This is a genomic window from Paenibacillus sp. FSL W8-0426, from assembly GCF_037969725.1.
GTDB lineage: Bacteria > Bacillota > Bacilli > Paenibacillales > Paenibacillaceae > Paenibacillus > Paenibacillus hubeiensis.
Window position 1 is genome coordinate 6,032,407 of the sequence record NZ_CP150203.1, and the last position, 19,780, is coordinate 6,052,186.

Consider the following 19,780-nt stretch of genomic DNA (forward strand, 5'->3'; position numbering starts at 1 on the left):
ACATGCTGGCCGTGCTGAAACTGAGTTTCTCCCGTCTGCGCAAAAGCAAGCTTCAAAATGTTTTCATTGCCCTGCTCATCCTGCTCTCAACCCTGCTTGTATCCACAGCTTTCATCGTATTGGCCAACACGGGCAACCAGTTCGAAGAAATGCATGCCCGCACCAACGGCTCGCATCAGGTGCTGACCTTTGAAAAAGGCTTGAACGATCCCCAGGCCGACCACGACTGGTGGACCTCCCAAAAAGGCGTCGACGTCTCTCCACTGCTCAGATATCGGACGTTGTCGGGAATCACCTTCAATGGTGAGCAATTCCCCAACATATACCTATATATGATCGATACGCCGGAGCAGCCTTGGGCCGTTGATAAACCCATTTTTGCGAATGGTACGCCTTCTGATGCCCCCACGCGGGGCACGATCTGGATTCCAACCTCCATGTCGAACGCATACGACATATCCTTAGGCGATACTGTCAGCTTTAACGCAGACGCAGCAACCATCGATTTGGTCGTCAGCGGCATTCGGATTGACGTGCCTTATGGCGCCCCGTTCACCAATACCGCCCGGATCTGGATGAACGAAGCGGATTACGGCAACGTATTCTCCGGAAGCGGCAAAGATTATTCCATGATAGGCCTCCATTTCGATGACTACGAGACGAGTCCAAGGTACTGGGATCGCTATGCCGACGAAAACGGAATCCCCTTCCTCGAAACGAAGATGGAATTCGAGAGCATCGCTTCCTTTTATCTGATCATCCATCAAATCGTCGGTTTTATCATGATTTTTCTAGGCATTGTCATGTTGATTATTGCACTGATGACCATCGGGTTCACGATTTCGGATTCGATTCTGGCGAACTATAGAACGATCGGAATTTTGAAGTCCCTCGGCTTCACATCCCTTTCGACCATCGGCACTTATGCGATTCAATACGCCCTGCTCGCTTTCGCTGCCATCCTTCCCGGAACTGCGCTGAGCCTCATCATGTCCAGGTTCATCATCGGCATTTCCACGTCATCCCTTCGTGCAGGCAATGAAGATTTGGCGATTCGGGGAACAGGCTTGGTACTGATGTTGGCCGTGCTGCTTTTCCTGCTTGTCATCCTGTTCGTCATCGTATATGCCTCAAAAGCAGGCCGCATCCAGCCTGTACAGGCCATCCGGTACGGCATGTCGGAAACGGACCATGCCCGCGCAGCGCGAAGAATGAATTTATCGCTGACGCGCTGGATGAGTTTTGCCACGATACCTGTTGGCGCTGCGGTCGGCATGCGAAACATCATGAAATACGGAAAAAGTTCACTTCTATTGCTGCTGCTTACCACCATGGCCTCCTCCGTGCTGGTCTTCGGGTATGCGTTAATGACAAGCATCACGGAGATTCATCAAACTGCCGCCAAGTGGGGTTATGATCAGGCGGATATTGCGGCAGTCATCGTGGACAAAGGCGCCTTTCCGCGCGCCGAAATGGAACGGGCCTTGGAAGAGGAAGCACAGATCGAGAACGTGGCGTGGCAAGGGAATGTCACTGGAATTACGGTACCCGAACCGAATCATGCCAATCAGCACGATTCGGTTAGCCTGGCGCTCAGCGTGCTGGACGGAAACTATCGGGAGCTTGGATTCGAAACGCTGCACGGCAATGACCCTGTGCGGAAAAATGAGATTTCGATCGGCGTAGGGGTTAGCCGCATGTTAAACAAAGATGTAGGGGACCTCATCGAGCTGTATATCGAAGGCCAAAAACGTACGTTCATCATCACCGGCACGTATCAGGCCATTGCCAACATGTCCATATCCGGGCGCATCACGGCCGAGGCCATGCGAACCGTCGATCCGGATTACAGCGATGCCGACGTCGCGTTCATTCAAGTCCGAGACAAAACAGATGCCGCTGCGGTCGCCAAACGGTTGAACGAGCCATTCCAGGGATCGGTTTCGGTAGTCACCCAGAAAGTACTGCTTGATTCCGTCTATACCGAGGCCGCCAACGTGCTGATCTATCCGATGTGCCTGATCGGAATGCTGTTCCTTGCCGTTACGTTCATCATCATTTTCAGCACTTGCCGAATCAACATTCGCAAAGAATCGCGGACGTATGGCATCTACAAATCCTTGGGCATGACGTCGCGTCAGCTCCGCCTGTCGATTGCCGCCGCAACTGCGGGCGTTGCGTTGGTCGGTTCCCTTTTCGGAATAGCGGTAGGCGTATATTTGCTGCCGTTTCTGCTTGAAACGGTCCTCTCAGGATACGGCATTGTCGATCTGCCCCTTATTTTGAACGGATCCGGCATCCTGATGTTTTCCAGCTTGAGCATACCGGCTGCCGCGCTTGGATCGTGGGCATCTTCACGAGTGATCAGGGAAGCCTCTCCACGGGATCTGGTCGTTGAATGAACAGTTATACGCAAATGAAAGCAGGCTGTCCTTCTTATCTGGAAGATCAGCCTGCTTTCATGCCTTCATGCGTTCATTCGTTATTGCGTCGACGATCCCGGGTTGGTGATGTTTACTTTCACGTCATACGTAATGGGCACTGTGCTGAAAACTTCGTCCCAATCCTTTTTTACCTTTTTCCAAACCTTTGGATAATGAATGCGCAGGCTCTCCCCGAAATCGCCTACATCCACTTTATGGGTATGCTGCATCTTGTACAGGACCTGTTTGATCTGCTGTTCGGCCAATTCGGCAAAGTCCTTTTCCAGTTCCTTCAGGTACTTGCCCTTTTCTTCCTTCTCTGGCGCGGTCCAATCTTCCATCATCCATCCTTCCGATTTCACGTCCACATGAAACGAAATTTCGTTGCCGCGGACATGCGGAATGACCTTCGTTTTTTTCTTTTTCATCTCGTAAACGATGGTAAAGCCGTTCTTTCTATAGCTTTTCAACACTCCCCCGCCGGATCTGTCCGTGATCCATGCTAACCCTTCCAGGTCGGTTTGGCTAAGCTCTCCGATGAATTTGGTCGTTTTGCCATCGATAATGCTCGCCCCCGAAAACTTGTCCTCTCCATCGTAGGAAAGCACGTTCTGCAGCAGAAAGCTGGAACCGGCCTGCATTTTGGCATCCACCATGGCGAGCGTCACCGGTTCCATAATTTTCGTCGTCATATAGGCATTGCGGGTTGTGTTGGTCAGGTAGAATGCAGGGATGCGGGTAGGATCTTGGGAAGTCAACACTTCCCTGGCGCTGCGATGGCTGATGATCACCAGCGTGTTAGGCCGAATGTCATTATCCCGCAGCACGAAATCAAGCAGTTGGTCCATCCTGTATTTTTTCAAAACGTCTTTGGATATGACGATCACCTTCAAATGATGCCCGATTAACGGACGATCCCGCCGAAGGGCAAATTGGCGAAAGATTTGCAGCAGCGAATCCCCGCTGAGCTGTTCGTTGGAATACGATGTTTTTCCGGACGAAGGAGAGCCCGATCCTCCGCCCTGTTGTTGTTTGGAAAATCCCGGCGCAATTTGGACCGTCGCTGTCACGTTATTTTCCTTCGAGTAGTTGCCCCCTTGGGAAGCGATGTTTTTTTCGAATGCCGTCTCCTCGCCGACGTCGAGGCCGAGGCCCACGTAAACGCTCAATTCCTCGATCTCCCTGCTGCTCCAGCAACCCGATATAATCAGCAGTGCAGCAAGTGCAGCCATGATGCGCAACAAGGAACGCACTTGATTCATGCCTGTTTTCCTCCTTTCTTGCGAATCATGCTGAGAAGCAAAAGAAGCAGCGGCAGAACGGCAAACAGGGCTATCGAGATCGTTCCCAGCATGTCGCCTAAAGCAAAGGTTTCATCCAAATTTTTCGGCATCAGCGCAGCGATATAAATGACGGGAAGCAGCAGGTACATGATGAAATGGGTCTTCTTGGACCGAAACAACTCGCGAATGCCGATCGAAGCACAATAATGCGTAATGGTACACGTGGAGAACATTTGCATAATCCAGAGAACCAAAAGCAGGGATTCAAAACGTTCGAAAACAAGTCCCTTGATTTCAAAGCTTCGGACCAAATCCAGAGTCGGCCACGTTCGGGTCTGGATGCCATCCAGCGAAAGACTGCCTACAACCATAACCACCGTAATCAAATAAATGATGGTGGAAATGCTGACTCCCCAAGCAACCGCCCTATTGCTCGTTTTTGGATTTTTCATGTACGCGGTCAGAATAAACATCGCTTCATACCCTGTAAATGACAGGAGCGAGGGCTGTAATCCCTTGAAGACCGGCATGATTCCTTCGCCAAGCACAGGACGCAGATTGCTGATTTCAAACAACTGCATCCCCAGCAAAATTTGCACGACGAAAATCACCAACGTCAGGGGCAAAATGATCTCGAGCACCCGAATGATGACCTGGAGTCCTCCCGTGATCAGATAAATACCGATCCACATAAATACCATGACCATGGCCCAGGTAGGGGTCCTTTCCAACAAATACATGCCCGTCACATCCGCCATGATGCGAATTTCGAACGCGGAGATCACGATAAAGTAAACAATCATCGCGAATCCCAAGATGAAGGCAATCCATGTGCCGGTTATTTCTCCCATGAATTCGAAGACCGTCTTTCCCGGAAATCTCTTGCACAAGGTGACCAGAATGAGACCGACGCCCGTGATGACCAAGCCGGACAACAGGATCGAAATCCATACGTCGGGTGTCCCGACTGCTTTGCTCGTCGTGCGGGGCAGTGTCAATATGCCCGCACCAAGCATGTAGTTTACGATGACCACGACAGCCTGAGCCGTACTAATCTTTTGCTGGGAGCCGTCCATTCTGTCTCACCTCCATGCCTCATTGTTTATTTGTGCGGTCTTCGTCCTCCGGATTGGCCAATTTCGGCCGCAATCTCATCATTCGGATAGGAGCGCGAATGATGAAGTCTTTCCAGTCCCGCAGACTGTAAGGAACGGCCGGAGCCACGTAAGGCGCACCGAAGCTCGACAAACGGGCCAAATGCGTGCAAATCAACAGGAAAAACATGACCACGCCGAACAGCCCAAGCACCGCCGCGCTGAACATGGCTGCAAAACGCAATATCCGCAAGGTCAATCCCGCGCTGTATACCGGGATGGTAAACGAAGAAATGGCCGTCACGGCAACGACAATAACCAGGAACTGACTGATGATCCCTGCCTGCACGGCAGCCTGTCCGATAATCAAACCGCCAACGATGCCCATCGCAGGCCCGATCGGTTTGGGCAGCCGGATTCCGGCTTCGCGAAGGATCTCGATCGAAAGCTCCATGATGAGCACTTCGATAATCGACGGAAACGGCACCCCCGTCCTGGTTTCGATAATCGTTAGAACAAGCTTGGTCGGAATCAGTCCGGGGTGGAACGAGATAAACGAAATGTACAAGGCGGGGGCAAGCAGTGCCAACATCGCCGCCAGAAATCTCAGCATTCTCAAGAAAGTCCCCGGAATCCAGCGTTCGTAATAATCCTCGGGGGACTGAAGCAGCATGCTGAAGGTCACCGGAACGACGAGTACAAAAGGCGTGCCGTCCAGCAATATGGCCACCCTTCCTTCCAGAAGCGCACCCATAACCCGGTCAGGCCTTTCGGTGTTGAGTACTTGCTGAAAAGGACTGAACGTGTTGTCCTCGATCAGCTGCTCCACATATCCGGACTCCAGCATAATATCCATTTCCATCGCATTGATCCGTTCTCTGACTTCCTCGACCAATTTGGGGTCCGCAATATCCTGCATGTACGCAATCGCCAGATCTTTTTTGACCCGGGTGCCTACCTGATACTTCTCAATAAATAAGCTTTGATCGCTTCCATATCGACGCAATATGCCCGTGTTGTCGCTCAACTGCTCCGTGAATCCGATTCGCGGTCCACGGAGAAGCGCCTCTGATAAGGGTTCATCGATGCTGCGGGTCTTTCCCTGCGGTCCCCCGATAATGAAAGCTTTAGGCACGCCGTCCACAATCAAGCCCGTTTTACCCCCGAGGACGCCCAGAGCGAACTTCTGCAGCGATTGCGTCTCTTCGTATACACTCACCATAAGCAAGCGATTCAACAGAAACGATTCGAGGAGGCTGGATCCCTCGGCTTGGGAAAAGCGCTCGAGCTCTTCCTCAGGGATACCATCCGTCATAAGCGGTGCCATCAGGGACTGGTCGAAGAGACTGGGATCGATCAATCCTTCGGTAAATACGGCCGCAATTCGGATGTCGGTCCCCTTGATCGTCAGCTCCCGAATGTAAACGTCCGCATTCCGGGCCACCGTTTCCCTGATGCTAACGATGTCCGTGGAATATTTCCCGCTTATTTTGATGTTGGCATATCTCCCCGTTTCCGGATGCTGGTCTTGCTCCGATGCGCTCCCTGGAGAAGCTCCCCCCGCCCGCTCCAGATTTGAAGGTTTTGCCTTTTTGAAGCTGCCTCTCTTAATGGCATCATTCAACCAACGGGAAACGTACAGTATGACGACGGGAACGATGACCAATACGATGGCTTGAAACCATACGGAACCTTCCGGTATATAACTGAGCAGCTTAGACCACATCTTCCTCCCCCCAATACCATGGCTTCTCATAGCTACTGACTTCCTTGCCTCTGAAAGAAAATCCCGCAGTTGTTACAAAAGGCATGATTTAAATGCAAGGCATCGCCATAAGCTTTTGAGTTTTCCAAAGTATTGTGTCCCCGTCGGCTCACAATAATTCCCGTTTTTGCAAGCTTTTCGCACGTTGCCTTGCATCGGCAACGGCAAAAGGGCAGATTCCGTATTCGGGAATCTGCCTGTATTTTTAAATCAGCAATCGACCATCTCCTGGTTCATACCATTTTGGATACGTGCCCTGCCTTGATGTCGAGCAGCTGCGCGGATTCCGCCGTGTTCGTAAAGTCCCGTAGCGTAACCTCGATCTGTTTTTCGCTTTGTTCTACATACTGTCTTACCTGCTCGGTGCCTTTGGAAATGTTGTGAATTTCCTGGGTGATCCCTTGCACGCTGTCGCGGATTTCGTTGATGGAGTTTTCAACCATGGCGGACAGCTTTTTCACTTCCTTCGCCACGATATCGAAGCCTCTTCCATACTCCCCGGCATGCGCCGCCTCAATGGCAGCATTCAGCGCCAATAGTTGCGTTTGCGAGGCAATGTCCCGGACCGTTTTGACTACGCCCTGAATGTCAGCCGCCTGCTGCTGCAGATGGGCAAGCGTGGATTGGTTGTTAGCAGCCACCTGGGAGATCAGTGCTATGCTGGAGAGCAGTTCTTTGCTTCGCGCCGTTCCCTCTTCCGCCTGCTCGTTCAATCCGTGGGATAACGTTTTCAATTCATTAACAACGGTGGCGATGCTGTTCTGTCGCTTCGTAATATTCGTGGCTATTTTGGAAACCCCTAGAATGCGTTCGTTCTTTTTATCATAAATCGGCATGTAGGTCGCTTCCAGCCAGACAGAACTCCCCTGTGCATGTTTGCGTTCAATCTTGTCCTGGAAGCTGTTCCCGTTTAAAATGCTCTTCCAGAACGCTTCGTACTCGGGTCGGTTTACAAATTCGTCAAAACATAGCTGCCTATGGCTCATGCCAATCATCTCTTCCTTGGTATAACCCATAGTGGATGCAAATACATCATTGACATACACTACCTGACGATTCAAATCAAAACGAATGATGGCCAAACTTCTCTCGATGGCCTTAACAACCAAATCATCAGTGACCGCATCTTCCTTCAGCGCCTCTAACACAGTAATGGATCCCTCCGCCTAAATACTGTAATGCAGCGATCATACACATTCGGATCATTTATTCTATGACCTTATGTGACAATATTTGCAACTAAACGACAAAAAAGCCGCGCAACGCACGCGACTTATGTCGATGCAAACATAAACATCTTTAATAGAGGCCCCGTTATCCTCTGGGCAACCTGTCCGCATAACGGCTGCGCAGTTCGCCAAGCCGCTCCAACTGGGCTAACGCCTGTTCTTTCTGTTTCAATCCGACAGCGAGCACCATCTGTTCCATCAATAATAGCGGCGTGACCATGGAATGGAACTCCCCAAGCTCTCCCCGGCTGACATAGAACGAAATCGATGCCCCCATCCCGTATAACAAATCTTCCCTGTCTGTCACCAAAACGGCCTGGCTGCCCGTATTGATGGCGTAATCGAGAATCACCTCGGCTTCCGGAAGCAAGCGGGTAAAGCAGAGCAGCAGCACCACATCCTCCTTCTGCATATGCATCAGCGTTTCCAGCAATTCATGTCCGCCTCCTGCCAATCGGACAACGGTCATCCCGAATCTGGACAAACGGAAGGACAGCAGCTCAGCCAATCCTGCCGAAGGTCCTGGGGCATAGACATATACCCTTCTCGCTTCCGAGAAAAGAACGGCGGCCTGCTCCAGATCTCCGCTCTTCATGTGAGAGAGCGTTTCCTGCAAATGCGCGACGGATGCCTCCAACAATTGAACGGGCAGGCTGTCGGTGTCCATGCGGGATATCGTTTTATTCAGTTTGAGGGCGGGAGTGGTATCCTCCGAAGTCCGTAGACGGATCTTGAATGCTTTGGCATTGTCGTAGCCGACGGCACGCCAAAAACGGGATACCGTGGCGATGCTGGTTCCAAGCCTGTCCGCGATTTCCTGCTCGGTCATGAATAACATGTCCTCCGGGTGGCGCTCAATGAAATCGGCGATTTTTTGATGTCCTGGCGATAGCTGATCTTTATGGGCAAACAAGTTCATATCCCTTGCACTCCTTTGAGGTCTCTGCAACCAGTATACCAGCAGCACGAAACGAAAGCGGTTTGTTTCTGTAATATTTTTTTCATTAATTATGTAATGTTGTAATAAAAATTACGTTTGATTTACAAATCTCTTCTCCCCCGTTAATATTCCGGCTCTAGACTGTGGCTATGATCCACTGATCGATAAACTTTTCGGGAGGTATGACCAATGAAGAAGATGACTGAGCGTTATACGCTGACGTCTTCGCAGAAAATGATGGTGTTTGTGCTGTCCATGTCGCTGTACGGTTTGTCCAACATGTTCACCGAGTTGATTCCGAAATTGCAGCTGGGCCCCATCGAATTATCCGTAGAATATTTTGCGTTCATTCCGCTTACGCTGTGCATTTTGTTCCATCCGATGATTGCGGCCGTTGGCGCAGCCATGGGTGAGGTCATCTTTGGAGAATTAATGCTGGGGCAATTCGGGGGACTGGGCGAGCTGGAGAAGTTTATCACGTTCTCGTTTGCCATGTACGTCGCAGGCCGCATGGTGAGTGATCCCCGTAACCGCAGACAGGTTGGCGTCGCAGCGATGACGGGTGTCATCATACACCAGTTTCTCAGCTCGTTGGTCGATATCGGAAAGGTATGGATCGGCGTGGAACAGCTTGAAGCCGTTCCCGGGCTCGCCGAGAGCATCGTTGTTATTGAAGGCGTCGGGTTTCTGAATGACGTGTTGTTTTCGGGCATCCTGTTTGCCCTGCTGCCAACGCTCTACCTCGTTCCGATGCTGTATGGCAAAATCGAACCGCTGCTGGGCATCAAACCCCGCAATCCCGGCATGAAGTACGAAGGACTGGGCCTGTTCCGTCCAAAGCTTCTGTTGATCGGGCTGCTGCTGTTCCTGTTTGCCTTCGGGGCCGAGTCGCTATCCGAGATGGACATCAACTTCGCGGTATGGGAGACGGATTACGCGGACGAGTATGGCTCGGCCTCCATCTGGATCAGCATTGGCGCTGCAGCCGTCATCGCGCTGATTACCCTGCTGTTCATGCGGGCCAGACGCGGGAAAAGCAAAGTCGCGCCAGGGACGGAGAATCGTCCTTATGCGTAAATTCATGTCATTCTGGAGCACAAAGAAACCCGGTGAGTGCTTGGAGGAGCTTCACTTCAAAACGGGGCCCCTTTCTGGCCAAAACATCCATACCGACATCGAAAGGACTGCCCCGCGGAACGAGCCAAGCGAGTTTCTGGATGAAGGGGAGGTGCACTCTCACGAGGATATCCTTCCCTCCAGTGCCGTGGACGTTCGGAACGTAACCTTTACCTATCCCGGCTCTGCGGAGGCTGTCCTGAACGGACTGACACTTGAACTGGCACGGGGCAGCTTCACGGCTATCATCGGAGGCAACGGATGCGGCAAATCCACCATGTGCAAGCTGTTCAACGGTCTGATTCCCCAATTCTATACGGGGGATTTCTCAGGAGAAGTCCATGTGCTTGGCATGCCGGTCGAAGGGCGGAACGTGGCCGAACTTTCCCGCAGCATCGGTTACGTTTATCAGGATTTCGATAATCAACTCGTACGTCCGACCGTAATGGATGAAGCCTGTTTTGCGCCGCTCAATTACGGTTTGCGCAACTACCGCGAACTCGGCGAACGCGCTCTCGCGATGTGCGGGCTCGAAGGAATCCAAGACCGTTACATCTGGGAACTGAGCGGCGGGCAAAAGCATCTGCTCGCTCTCGCTGGTGCACTTTCGATGGACCCGGAAATCCTGATCGTGGATGAACCGGTTTCCCAACTGGACCCGCAGCATGCCAAACAGATCTACGAGTGCCTGAAACGGCTGAACACCGATTATGGCAAAACGCTGATCGTTATTGAACATCATACCGAGTTTATCGCGGATTTTTGCCATGATGTCGTGTTGATGGATCAGGGGCGTGCCTTATGGAAGCTGCCTGTTCAGAAGGGCCTTAACCGCGTAAGCGATTTGGAGCGGCTGGGGATTCAGCCGCCGGATGTTACCCGGGCAGCTATGGCTGCCGCCAAAGTTGGCTTGACCGTAGAACCCGTTGGGACACCAGCGTGTGCCACCGTCGGTACGATACCAACTTCCTACTGGCAGAATGGAACGGCGCCGTTCCCTGTCACCGTGGAGGAGGCAGCCATTTACTTTGCCGAGCGGTACATACTGGAAGCCCGTGCTTCACGAACAACGCCGGACGAGGCGACCGCTTCCGACTTGTCCGGGCAGGCCAACCATCCCAAGGCGGATCGTGAAGGGTATGATGCGTCCATAGCTCCACTGGTTCGCTTTAACGACACGCGTTTGCGATACAGGGGCCTTGGCAAACAGGAGCATGAGGTGCTTCGCGGCATAAATATTTCATTGCATGAAGGAGAACGGGTCGCGCTCATCGGCAACAACGGTGCAGGGAAATCCTCTCTCCTGAAATTGATTGCGGGTATTCATCTGCCCCAGGAAGGCAGCGTGACTGTGCTGGGGGAAAAGACGAATCGCTCTTCCATGGAACATCTAGCGGGAAAAGTGGCTTACATCTTCCAACAGTCGGCCGAGATGTTCATTCAGGACAGCGTCCGCAAGGAGGTCGGCTACTACTTGAAGGCTCGCGGCATGAAAGATGCCGATTCACGTATTGCCCATATGCTCGATCGGTTTCGACTGATTGATCTGCAGGATCGCGATGCGCGCCTGCTTAGCGGCGGACAGCAGCGCCGCGTCACCTTGGCCATCGGTGCAGCGATGCACCCCCGCCTGATGCTGCTGGACGAACCCACCGCCAATTTGGACATGGCTACACGCGAGGAACTGATTGGGGTGCTCGCCGAGCTGGATGAGCATGTGCGAACCACGGTCATCGCCACGCATGACATGCAGCTGGTCACCCAATGGGCCAGCCGCGTCATTGTGCTGCACAATGGACGAGTCGAAGCGGATGGAACGCCTGCCGACATTTTCTCCGATGCAGCGCTGCTTCGCCGGGCCGGTCTGGCGCTTACCCAAATTATGGAGCTGTCGCACCGCCTGAACATGCCTGGGCTTTGTCCAACGGCAGAGGCTTTTGCTGCCCGGCTGCTGCCATTGAACCATGCTGAACCGCTGAAAAAGGAGGCACATCATGCAGCTTGTCCGCAACTGGCTTGATAAAATTTCAATCGAACGCATTCAACTGGAGTTAATGAATACCGTATATGGAAGCGGGCATGCGAGCCTTTCGCGGCTTGACCCGCGGGTAATGCTGATCTGGTACCTTTTCTTTGCCATCGCGCCCTGGTTCATCCATAACGGAACGGTGCTGCTCGGATTGTTCCTGTTGATGGTCACCACGACCATTCTGTCTAGGGCAGCCATCTTTATCATCATCATTCTATGTCTTGGCCTGATTGGTCAGGTCGGCTGGATGTTCGTCATTTCACTGTTCTTTGGCGGGAGCCTGGAATCGGCGCTTCCTTTATTGCTGTTGACGCTGAAATTGTCCATCGTTTCGCTCGCCAGCATTACGGTGTTCTCGGGTATGGACCCCGAACGCATCGGGGACGGGCTGCTCGCGCTGGGCATGCCGGCCGCGTTTTCCTTCAGCATGTCGTACGCCTATCGCATCCTGCCTGTATTGTTCGGGGAGTTCCGCAACATCATGTTGTCCTACAAGCTGCGCGGCCTGGCGCCACCGAAACATGGCTGGTTTTATTGGAGATCGGTCGTTTATTACATGAAACTGCTGATGTTCTCCTTTTTCCCATTAATGCTGGCCACCGCCAAACGTTCGCGCACTACCGTTGAAGCATTGGAAACGCGCGGTTTCTCCTACGGGATGAACAACCCCGCGTCCAAACGGCTGAAGCTGGCCCACCTGCACATCGCCCCCCGCGATATTGCGTTCCTGACCGGGTCGGCGCTGTATGTGGCGCTGCTCTTCTGGGCTGGCAGACAGTATAACATTTTATAATTGTTTATAGAAACCGTTAATCAATCACACTAGGTCACTGCGAGTGCAGTACCATTTTTCCGATCGCTCTTATCCCCAGATTTTTCGATTCCCCTTTTTGTAGGGGAAAATCCGGTGATAAGCCTATGCTTCCGATGCAGCCTTCTTTCAGAAAGCTTTTAGCGCACGCTTCGCTTCTACAGATCGGTTCTGCCTCTCCGTTAACGTGTGCATATTTTTGCGGCTTCTAAAAAATCAGAAAATTCATTACATCAATCATTCACGGTATGAAAGGAAGTGCCTTGCCTCATGCGCATTGACCTGCACACTCACGGCAAATTATCCAAAAACTCTGATTTCTCCGTCGATTATTTCACGGAAATGGTTCATGAAGCCAGAACGAACGGACTTGACGCGCTCGCGCTGACCGAGCATTTCAATACCCGCCATTTCTATGATGTCTACGAAAATCTGGATCGACTCTACCCGTACAATGGGGAATATTACGATGCAGACGGGCTGCGCATCTTTCCCGGCATGGAAGTGGACATCGCGGAAACCGGACATATTCTGCTCATCGGCCAAAAGGAACATATTCTCGCCGTGCGCGGCGCATTGGAAAACTATACGGCCAAAGGGTCATTCATTCCTTTTGCCGACCTGCTCGACCTGGCCGAAGCCCGGCCCCTGCTGAAAATCGGGGCGCATCCGTTCCGAGAGTCCACCCCGCTGCATTCACTGGATCGTGCGTTGCTTGCACGCCTGGATGCCTTTGACCTGAACGCCAAGGACATGTACAAAGTCGGCATCCAGGCCACTCGCGATCAAGTCGGGCAATTCGCCGAATCGCTTGGCAAACCGGTAACGGCCGGCAGCGACACCCATCAATGCCTGCAATACGGCAGTGTATTTAATGTGCTGAATCGTTCCGCCGGCTCAAACGCCGAGCTGAAGGAACTGATTTTGGCAGGGGCCTATTCGATTGAAATCTCCGACGATCTGCTGCTTCGCGTCAAAGCTTCCGTCATGCTCAAAAAGCTGATGAAACGCCTTGCCAAGCTGGAAGCAGCCCGTTTCCAGGAGGCTTAATTCTCTGAATCGCTCATGACAGTAACGGGAACAGGATACAAAGACACCGTATTTAAAGGATGTGCTCCCTTGAGCATATCCTTTTTCACTTTTGTCACGCCGGGCGAGCTAATCTTTTGTTGCTTTGGTTTTAATTTTGTAGTGCCCGCCGCGTATCCAAGGTTAAGAGGTAATTGTACTTAGTGGCATGTTTGATTTCATCCGTAATGATCTCAAACAGCATATCTCTGTAGTAACGGTCTGGAAGCCCTGCCCGAATATCCCGATAGCGTTCCACCGCAGCCAGCTCTCCAAAGAGCGCCTTGCGGACCCCGTCAATGTACGACGCCGGCTTCTCGAACGGCACGCTTTCAGGCGCGGCGATGACCCGGCCCGTAAAATGCTGATAAATCTGGCGGAACATGCGGTTATGCTTGCGTTCGTCGTCGCGAATGCTCTCGATGATTTCCTTTTCCTCATCCGAAGGAGCGACCGAGATCAGGTAATCGTAGAACATTTCGTCCTCTTTCTCACCCTCGACCGCTTTTTGGATCAACGCCAGTGCCTCTTCCAACGTTTTGTAGGACGACGCCGTTTCCTGCCGCATATCGCCATAATAGGCGTAACCATAGTAAGCTTGGGCAGGGTAACCATAAGGATAAGAGGTGTAAGACAAATGCGCAGCATAATAAGGATAAAACTCGTTGTTCAGATGACTCATAAGCTCTCCCTTCGAAAACAGGATATTTATTCCATAGCCTATTATCCGTCCCGCCGAATGGTATCATGTCCCCTGCCGTTAAAACGATGAAATATTGGCCTGGGAATATATGCTACAATGAATGTAGAGTTATAATCTCAAAGGAGGCTTTGACATGATTGAAAGACCGACCACAGAGGAATATGCCGCTTTTTATGAAGGGTACATCCGACTTGTTCCTGAAGGCGACGTGATCGAGCTGCTGGAGAAACAAGCGAACACCGTACAAGCCTTGCTCTCCTCCTTGACGGAGGAACAAGGTGATTACCGTTACGCCGAAGGCAAATGGAGCGTGAAAGAGGTCATCGGCCACCTTGTGGACAACGAACGCATTATGAGCAACCGTTTGCTCCGCATCGCCAGAGGCGACGTCACGCCCCATCCGGGTTACGATCAGGACGTGCTCATGCAGAGCCATCCTTTCGACACGTACACGTTGACGGATCTAAGCGAAGAATATGCCGCTGTACGGCGCTCAACGATCCTCATGCTCCGTCACCTCACACCGGAAGCCTGGCTGCGTAAAGGCATCGTCAGCGATAATACGGCCTCGGCCCGGTCCATCGCCTTCGTCTTGGTTGGCCATGAGCTGCACCACTTGTCGGTGCTTCGCGATCGGTATTCGGTCGATTTGAAATTATAGTTGGGGTTCACAACATATTGGAATAACAAAACAAATAAACACCAGCTTTTGAAAGACATTCCCTTGGGTAGATCACTCGATCTGCCGGGGACGTCGTTCATTGAGCCGGTGTTTTTTATGGGCATGATCGTCATTTCTTGTTCGCCAAAATTGCTGCAAGACGAACTGCTGTATAGAGTTCAGACATCCTCGAACCAGCCGGTCGTCTGCCTCTTCGCGTAATTCGCCAGAAAATCAAGCCCTCTCGCATCGTCGTTCAGGCAAAACGCTGTACTGTACCCTTCCGGATTATCCCGCCTTGGGCGAATTGTTCCCGCCCTTCGATGCCAAGTTCATGCAGCGTCTCCAAACCATCCGTTATAAAGCCCGGCGCGGCAACGAACGGCCGTTTGACCCCTGCTTCGATAATGCCGCAGCTCATCCGCCGTGGATGGCCTGATCCGTCTTAAATGCATGGCTATCATCCAATTTTTTGGATTTCATTTACTTCACCGTATGGTATCACAAGAACATAATCTACTCCAAGGACAAAAAAAACGACTTGTTGACGCTGATTTAACGATTTGCAGAACTTCGGATGGAGATCTGGCAAGCATTCCATTGGTTTGTTATAGAACACTGCTGCATCAGAAACAAAAAAGTCCTGATGACATGACGTCATCAGGACTTTTTTAGTACCATAGCTTGCTCGTTTTCTTGCTCCTTACTCCACCGTTACGCTTTTCGCCAGGTTACGTGGTTTATCCACATCATGGCCCAGAGCGAGGGAAGCGTAGTAAGCCAGCAATTGCAGCACAACGACGGACAATGCCGGGTTCAGCAATGGCAGCGTCTTAGGAATCGCAAACGCTTGGTCTACGGATTTCAACAGCGTAGCCACATGCTCTTCGTACGTGATTGCCAGTACGTCAGCGCCGCGTGCTTTCACTTCTTTGATGTTGCTCACGGTTTTCTCCAGCACGTTCTCTTGCGTGGCCAAAGCAATCACAGGAATGCCTTCTTCGATCAACGCCAGCGTACCGTGTTTCAGCTCACCCGCAGCATACGCTTCGGAGTGAATGTAGGAGATCTCTTTCAGCTTCAAAGATCCCTCTTGCGCCACAGCGAAGTCCAGACCGCGACCGATGAAAAACAGGTGCTGGTGTTTGGAAATTTGCTCTGCATAATCCTTGATGGAATCTGCTTTTGCCAGCATGGACTCGACTTGCTCAGGCAATGCTTGCATTGCAGCGAGTGTGTGCGCGATCTCTTCCGCTGTTTGCGTACCACGCACTTGCGCCAGATACAATGCAAACAGGTTGAATGCGATCAACTGCGATGTGTATGCTTTTGTCGATGCTACGGCAATTTCCGGTCCTGCCAAAGTAGCAATGACATCATTCGCATCACGCGCAATGGAGCTGCCCACTACGTTCGTGATGGCCAGTACGTGTGCACCATTGGCCTGTGCTTCACGCAGTGCAGCCAGCGTATCCGCCGTTTCGCCGGATTGGCTCACCACGATCACCAGCGTATCTTTGCCCACGATTGGGGAACGATAGCGGTACTCGGAAGCTACATCGGTTTCTACCGGAATGCGCACCAATTGCTCGATTACGGTACGTCCCACGAGACCTGCATGGTATGCAGTTCCGCAAGCAATGATTTGAATGTTGCGAATATTTTTAATTTGTTCCTCGGTCATTTTCAACTCAGGGAACAATACTTTTTTGCCTTCGCTGTCGATGCGGCCCAGCATCGTATCACGGTATGCTTTTGGCTGCTCATGAATTTCTTTCAGCATGAAGTGCTCGAATCCGCCTTTTTCTGCGGTTACGGCATCCCAATCGACACGAATCATTTCCCGAGAAATAAAATTGCCTTCAATCGTCATCAATTCGACAGCATCATGTGTCAAAACAGCCATCTCGCCATCGTTCAGGATGTATACATTGCGTGTATGCTCCAGAATCGCCGGGATATCCGAACCGATAAAGTTCTCGCCTTCACCAATACCGATAATAAGCGGGCTCGCTTGACGCACGGCAACCAATTTATTCGGCTCATACTCCGTCAATACGCCCAGGGCAAACGCACCGCGCATCAAAGTGATGACTTTTTGTACGGCTTTCACGATATCGCCTTCGTACTCACGTGCAATCAGGTGAGAAATAACCTCAGTATCCGTTTCGGAAGAGAACGTATGACCTTGAGCGATCAGTTCGTCTTTCAGCTCCAGGTAGTTCTCGATGATCCCGTTGTGTACAACGGAGAATTTTTGGCTCTCATCCGTGTGTGGATGGGAATTCTCATCCGATGGTTTACCGTGAGTTGCCCAACGTGTATGACCGATACCCGCATTCCCGACCAGCGGTGCGCCTTCCAGTTTCGCTTCAAGGTTCGCGAGACGGCCAAGCGCTTTGGTGATTTGCAGGCCTTCTGGCGTAAATACGGCGATCCCTGCGGAATCGTACCCGCGATACTCCAGCTTTTTCAGACCTTCGATCAATACCGATTGAGTGTTTTTGTTACCAATATATCCAACAATACCGCACATAGTTTAGTTCCTCCGTTTATATATGAATGCAGGACGCATGAATGAGAAACGAGCCATCGCGGTACGAGGAAATGATGGAAATATTCTCCCGTAATCCTATGGAAAACGGTGATCTATTCAATTATCAATGATCTGAACGGACCGATTCCGTTCATAGGTCATCCTTATCATCGTTCTGGATGAAATCATGAATGCACATCATTTCCCGTCCGCACACGAATCGTGTTCTCTGCGCACATTCACTTGAATTTTTTGTTGATAATCCATGTTGCACCTACCGGCGCGTTGTGTGGACAGTCACCCATCCATTTTCCGCAAATCCGGTTTACGGCTCTGGTGCATCACCGGGAGGTCCCCGCCGAACATTCCGAACACCTCCACCTCGTCAGCTTGATTGCCGTGAACGTTATCGATCCGCCTTACCAAAGACATCTCGCACAACGTTCTCCCCGCGCAATGGTTCAAGCTCTGGCGCTTGTATAACTGTAACCTCACAACCCTCGCTTTCTGTGTCTGAATGACGACTCCACTCATTATATGCATGTCGGGTTCATTTTGCAATGGAGCAAAGTACCTGTGACCATTTCATCAGATTTCTATCAGTTTTACCCACGGTCCCGACCTGGAAAACGGGCTACCGACTCACCAGCTCGGGACGAAGGGTATATATCATATTTATGGAAATAACCCATAATAAGGCTGGATCAATGACTTAAACCAGTTCTTTTTGCACAACGTCCGCAATCTGCGATACGAATTGCTCCAGTTCCGCTTTGTCCGGGCCTTCCGCCATAACACGGATCAGGGACTCGGTACCGGAGGCCCGTACAAGCACGCGGCCATTGTCGCCAAGCTGTTTTTCCACAACGGCAATGGCTTCACCGATGGCGGCGTTGCCCTCGTACTTGGATTTATCCTTTACGCGAACGTTCACCAGTACTTGCGGGTATTGCTTCATCAGGGATTTCAGCTCGCTCAGCTTTTGGCCGGATGCTTTCAGGGTGTCCACCAATTGAATGGCTGTCAGCATGCCGTCTCCGGTCGTGTTGTAATCCAGGAAAATGACATGTCCGGACTGCTCTCCGCCAAGGTTATAGCCTCCGCGACGCATTTCTTCCATGACGTACCGGTCGCCTACTGCCGTTTTCGCCGTTTTGAGCGACAGCTTCTCTGCTGCTTTGTAGAAACCGATGTTGCTCATCACCGTAGATACGATCGTGCTATCCTTAAGTTTGCCTGCACGGTTCATCGCATCCCCGCAAATGCACAGGATGAAGTCGCCGTCCACTTCGGCTCCCGTCTCATCAATGGCAATCAGACGATCCGCATCCCCGTCAAACGCCAGGCCCAGATCGGCTTGGTGTTTGATCACCTCTTGCTTGAGAGCTTCCGGATGGGTCGATCCGCATTGTTCGTTAATGTTCAGGCCGTTTGGCTCAGCGCCGATGGCAATGACTTCTGCACCTAGTTCGGCGAACAATTTGGGAGCCAGCTCGTAAGCTGCGCCATTCGCGCAGTCCAGTACGATTTTAAGCCCGGAGAACGATTCGCTCACCGTTGTTTTCAAGTAATCGAGATAGCGATAACGAGACTCCTCATCCACGGTCACCGTGCCCAAACCGGCACCTACAGGGCGTGGCAGCTCATCCTTTTCCGCATCCATCAATTCTTCAATCCGATTTTCCGTCTCATCAGACAGCTTGAAGCCATCTCCGCCGAAAAACTTGATGCCATTATCCTCCACCGGATTGTGGGAGGCCGAGATCATCACCCCTGCATCGGCTTTCAGCAACCGCGTCAAATAGGCGACACCCGGTGTCGATACTACGCCAAGACGAATCACATCCGCACCGATGGACAATAGTCCTGCAACCAAGGCAGATTCAAGCATAAGTCCGGAAATACGCGTATCCATGCCGATGACCACCTTGGGTCTCTCTACGCCGCCTGCAAGCACATAACCGCCGCATCGCCCGATGCTGTAAGCCAGTTCTGCTGTCAGCTCTTTATTGGCAACCCCTCTTACACCGTCTGTCCCAAAATATTTCCCCATGATCTAACTCCTTCTGTTCGCATCATATCAAGACATCATCATTATTTTAAAATTCCTGTTCATTTGACC

16 protein-coding genes are annotated in these 19,780 nt (G+C 51.6%); 6 read left to right on the forward strand and 10 right to left on the reverse strand.

Annotated features, from left to right (window positions below; genetic code table 11):
* Positions 1-2: 2 nt before the first annotated feature.
* Positions 3-2,402, forward strand: coding sequence for an FtsX-like permease family protein (locus MKY59_RS27375; RefSeq protein ID WP_339274755.1), 2,400 nt, complete (start codon positions 3-5; stop codon positions 2,400-2,402).
* A gap of 80 nt (positions 2,403-2,482) precedes the next feature.
* Here the strand turns inward: MKY59_RS27375 and MKY59_RS27380 are convergent, their stop codons facing one another.
* The 5 genes from MKY59_RS27380 to MKY59_RS27400 all read right to left on the reverse strand — a co-directional run bounded on the left by MKY59_RS27380 (position 2,483) and on the right by MKY59_RS27400 (position 8,713).
* Positions 2,483-3,685, reverse strand: coding sequence for a Ger(x)C family spore germination protein (locus MKY59_RS27380; RefSeq protein ID WP_339274757.1), 1,203 nt, complete (start codon positions 3,683-3,685; stop codon positions 2,483-2,485).
* The gene (locus MKY59_RS27385; protein WP_339274759.1) at positions 3,682-4,782 is read right to left on the reverse strand and encodes a spore germination protein; all 1,101 of its coding nucleotides are present in this window, start codon (positions 4,780-4,782) and stop codon (positions 3,682-3,684) included. The genes MKY59_RS27380 and MKY59_RS27385 overlap by 4 nt, the downstream gene beginning before the upstream one ends.
* Positions 4,783-4,801: 19 nt before the next feature.
* A complete protein-coding gene (locus tag MKY59_RS27390) occupies positions 4,802-6,526 on the reverse strand; it encodes a spore germination protein (protein ID WP_339274761.1) in 1,725 nt (574 codons plus the stop codon).
* A 272-nt stretch (positions 6,527-6,798) separates the two neighbouring features.
* The gene (locus MKY59_RS27395; protein ID WP_339274763.1) at positions 6,799-7,713 is read right to left on the reverse strand and encodes a methyl-accepting chemotaxis protein; all 915 of its coding nucleotides are present in this window, start codon (positions 7,711-7,713) and stop codon (positions 6,799-6,801) included.
* 166 nt (positions 7,714-7,879) lie between these two features.
* A complete protein-coding gene (locus MKY59_RS27400) occupies positions 7,880-8,713 on the reverse strand; it encodes a MurR/RpiR family transcriptional regulator (RefSeq protein ID WP_339274765.1) in 834 nt (277 codons plus the stop codon).
* A 210-nt stretch (positions 8,714-8,923) separates the two neighbouring features.
* Here MKY59_RS27400 and MKY59_RS27405 point away from each other — a divergent pair, with 210 nt between their 5' ends.
* From MKY59_RS27405 to MKY59_RS27420, 4 genes are all read left to right on the forward strand, one after another.
* Complete coding sequence (locus MKY59_RS27405; RefSeq protein WP_236420433.1) at positions 8,924-9,811, forward strand: cell division protein FtsQ; 888 nt, start codon at positions 8,924-8,926, stop codon at positions 9,809-9,811.
* Positions 9,804-11,870, forward strand: a complete 2,067-nt coding sequence (locus MKY59_RS27410) for an ATP-binding cassette domain-containing protein (RefSeq protein WP_339274767.1) — start codon at positions 9,804-9,806, stop codon at positions 11,868-11,870. The genes MKY59_RS27405 and MKY59_RS27410 overlap by 8 nt, the downstream gene beginning before the upstream one ends.
* Entirely contained in the window at positions 11,845-12,672 is an 828-nt protein-coding gene (locus tag MKY59_RS27415) for an energy-coupling factor transporter transmembrane component T (protein WP_339274769.1), read from the forward strand. The genes MKY59_RS27410 and MKY59_RS27415 overlap by 26 nt, the downstream gene beginning before the upstream one ends.
* A 288-nt stretch (positions 12,673-12,960) precedes the next feature.
* Complete coding sequence (locus MKY59_RS27420) at positions 12,961-13,740, forward strand: PHP-associated domain-containing protein (protein ID WP_339274771.1); 780 nt, start codon at positions 12,961-12,963, stop codon at positions 13,738-13,740.
* 130 nt (positions 13,741-13,870) lie between these two features.
* Here MKY59_RS27420 and MKY59_RS27425 read toward each other — a convergent pair whose 3' ends face one another.
* A complete protein-coding gene (locus tag MKY59_RS27425) occupies positions 13,871-14,440 on the reverse strand; it encodes a ferritin-like domain-containing protein (RefSeq protein WP_236420429.1) in 570 nt (189 codons plus the stop codon).
* Positions 14,441-14,594: 154 nt separating this feature from the next.
* Between MKY59_RS27425 and MKY59_RS27430 the strand changes: the two genes are divergently transcribed.
* The gene (locus MKY59_RS27430) at positions 14,595-15,122 is read left to right on the forward strand and encodes a DinB family protein (protein WP_339274773.1); all 528 of its coding nucleotides are present in this window, start codon (positions 14,595-14,597) and stop codon (positions 15,120-15,122) included.
* Between the two features lie 256 nt (positions 15,123-15,378).
* Here MKY59_RS27430 and MKY59_RS27435 read toward each other — a convergent pair whose 3' ends face one another.
* The 4 genes from MKY59_RS27435 to glmM form a co-directional block, all read right to left on the reverse strand.
* Entirely contained in the window at positions 15,379-15,543 is a 165-nt protein-coding gene (locus MKY59_RS27435; protein ID WP_339274774.1) for a ferrochelatase, read from the reverse strand.
* A gap of 282 nt (positions 15,544-15,825) precedes the next feature.
* Entirely contained in the window at positions 15,826-17,658 is a 1,833-nt protein-coding gene (gene glmS / locus MKY59_RS27440; protein ID WP_236421525.1) for a glutamine--fructose-6-phosphate transaminase (isomerizing), read from the reverse strand.
* Positions 17,659-17,955: 297 nt separating this feature from the next.
* On the reverse strand, positions 17,956-18,090 hold the full coding sequence (locus MKY59_RS27445) for a hypothetical protein (protein WP_290371515.1): 135 nt from the start codon (positions 18,088-18,090) through the stop codon (positions 17,956-17,958).
* 280 nt (positions 18,091-18,370) lie between these two features.
* Entirely contained in the window at positions 18,371-19,711 is a 1,341-nt protein-coding gene (gene glmM, locus MKY59_RS27450) for a phosphoglucosamine mutase (protein ID WP_339274776.1), read from the reverse strand.
* Positions 19,712-19,780 lie beyond the last annotated feature (69 nt).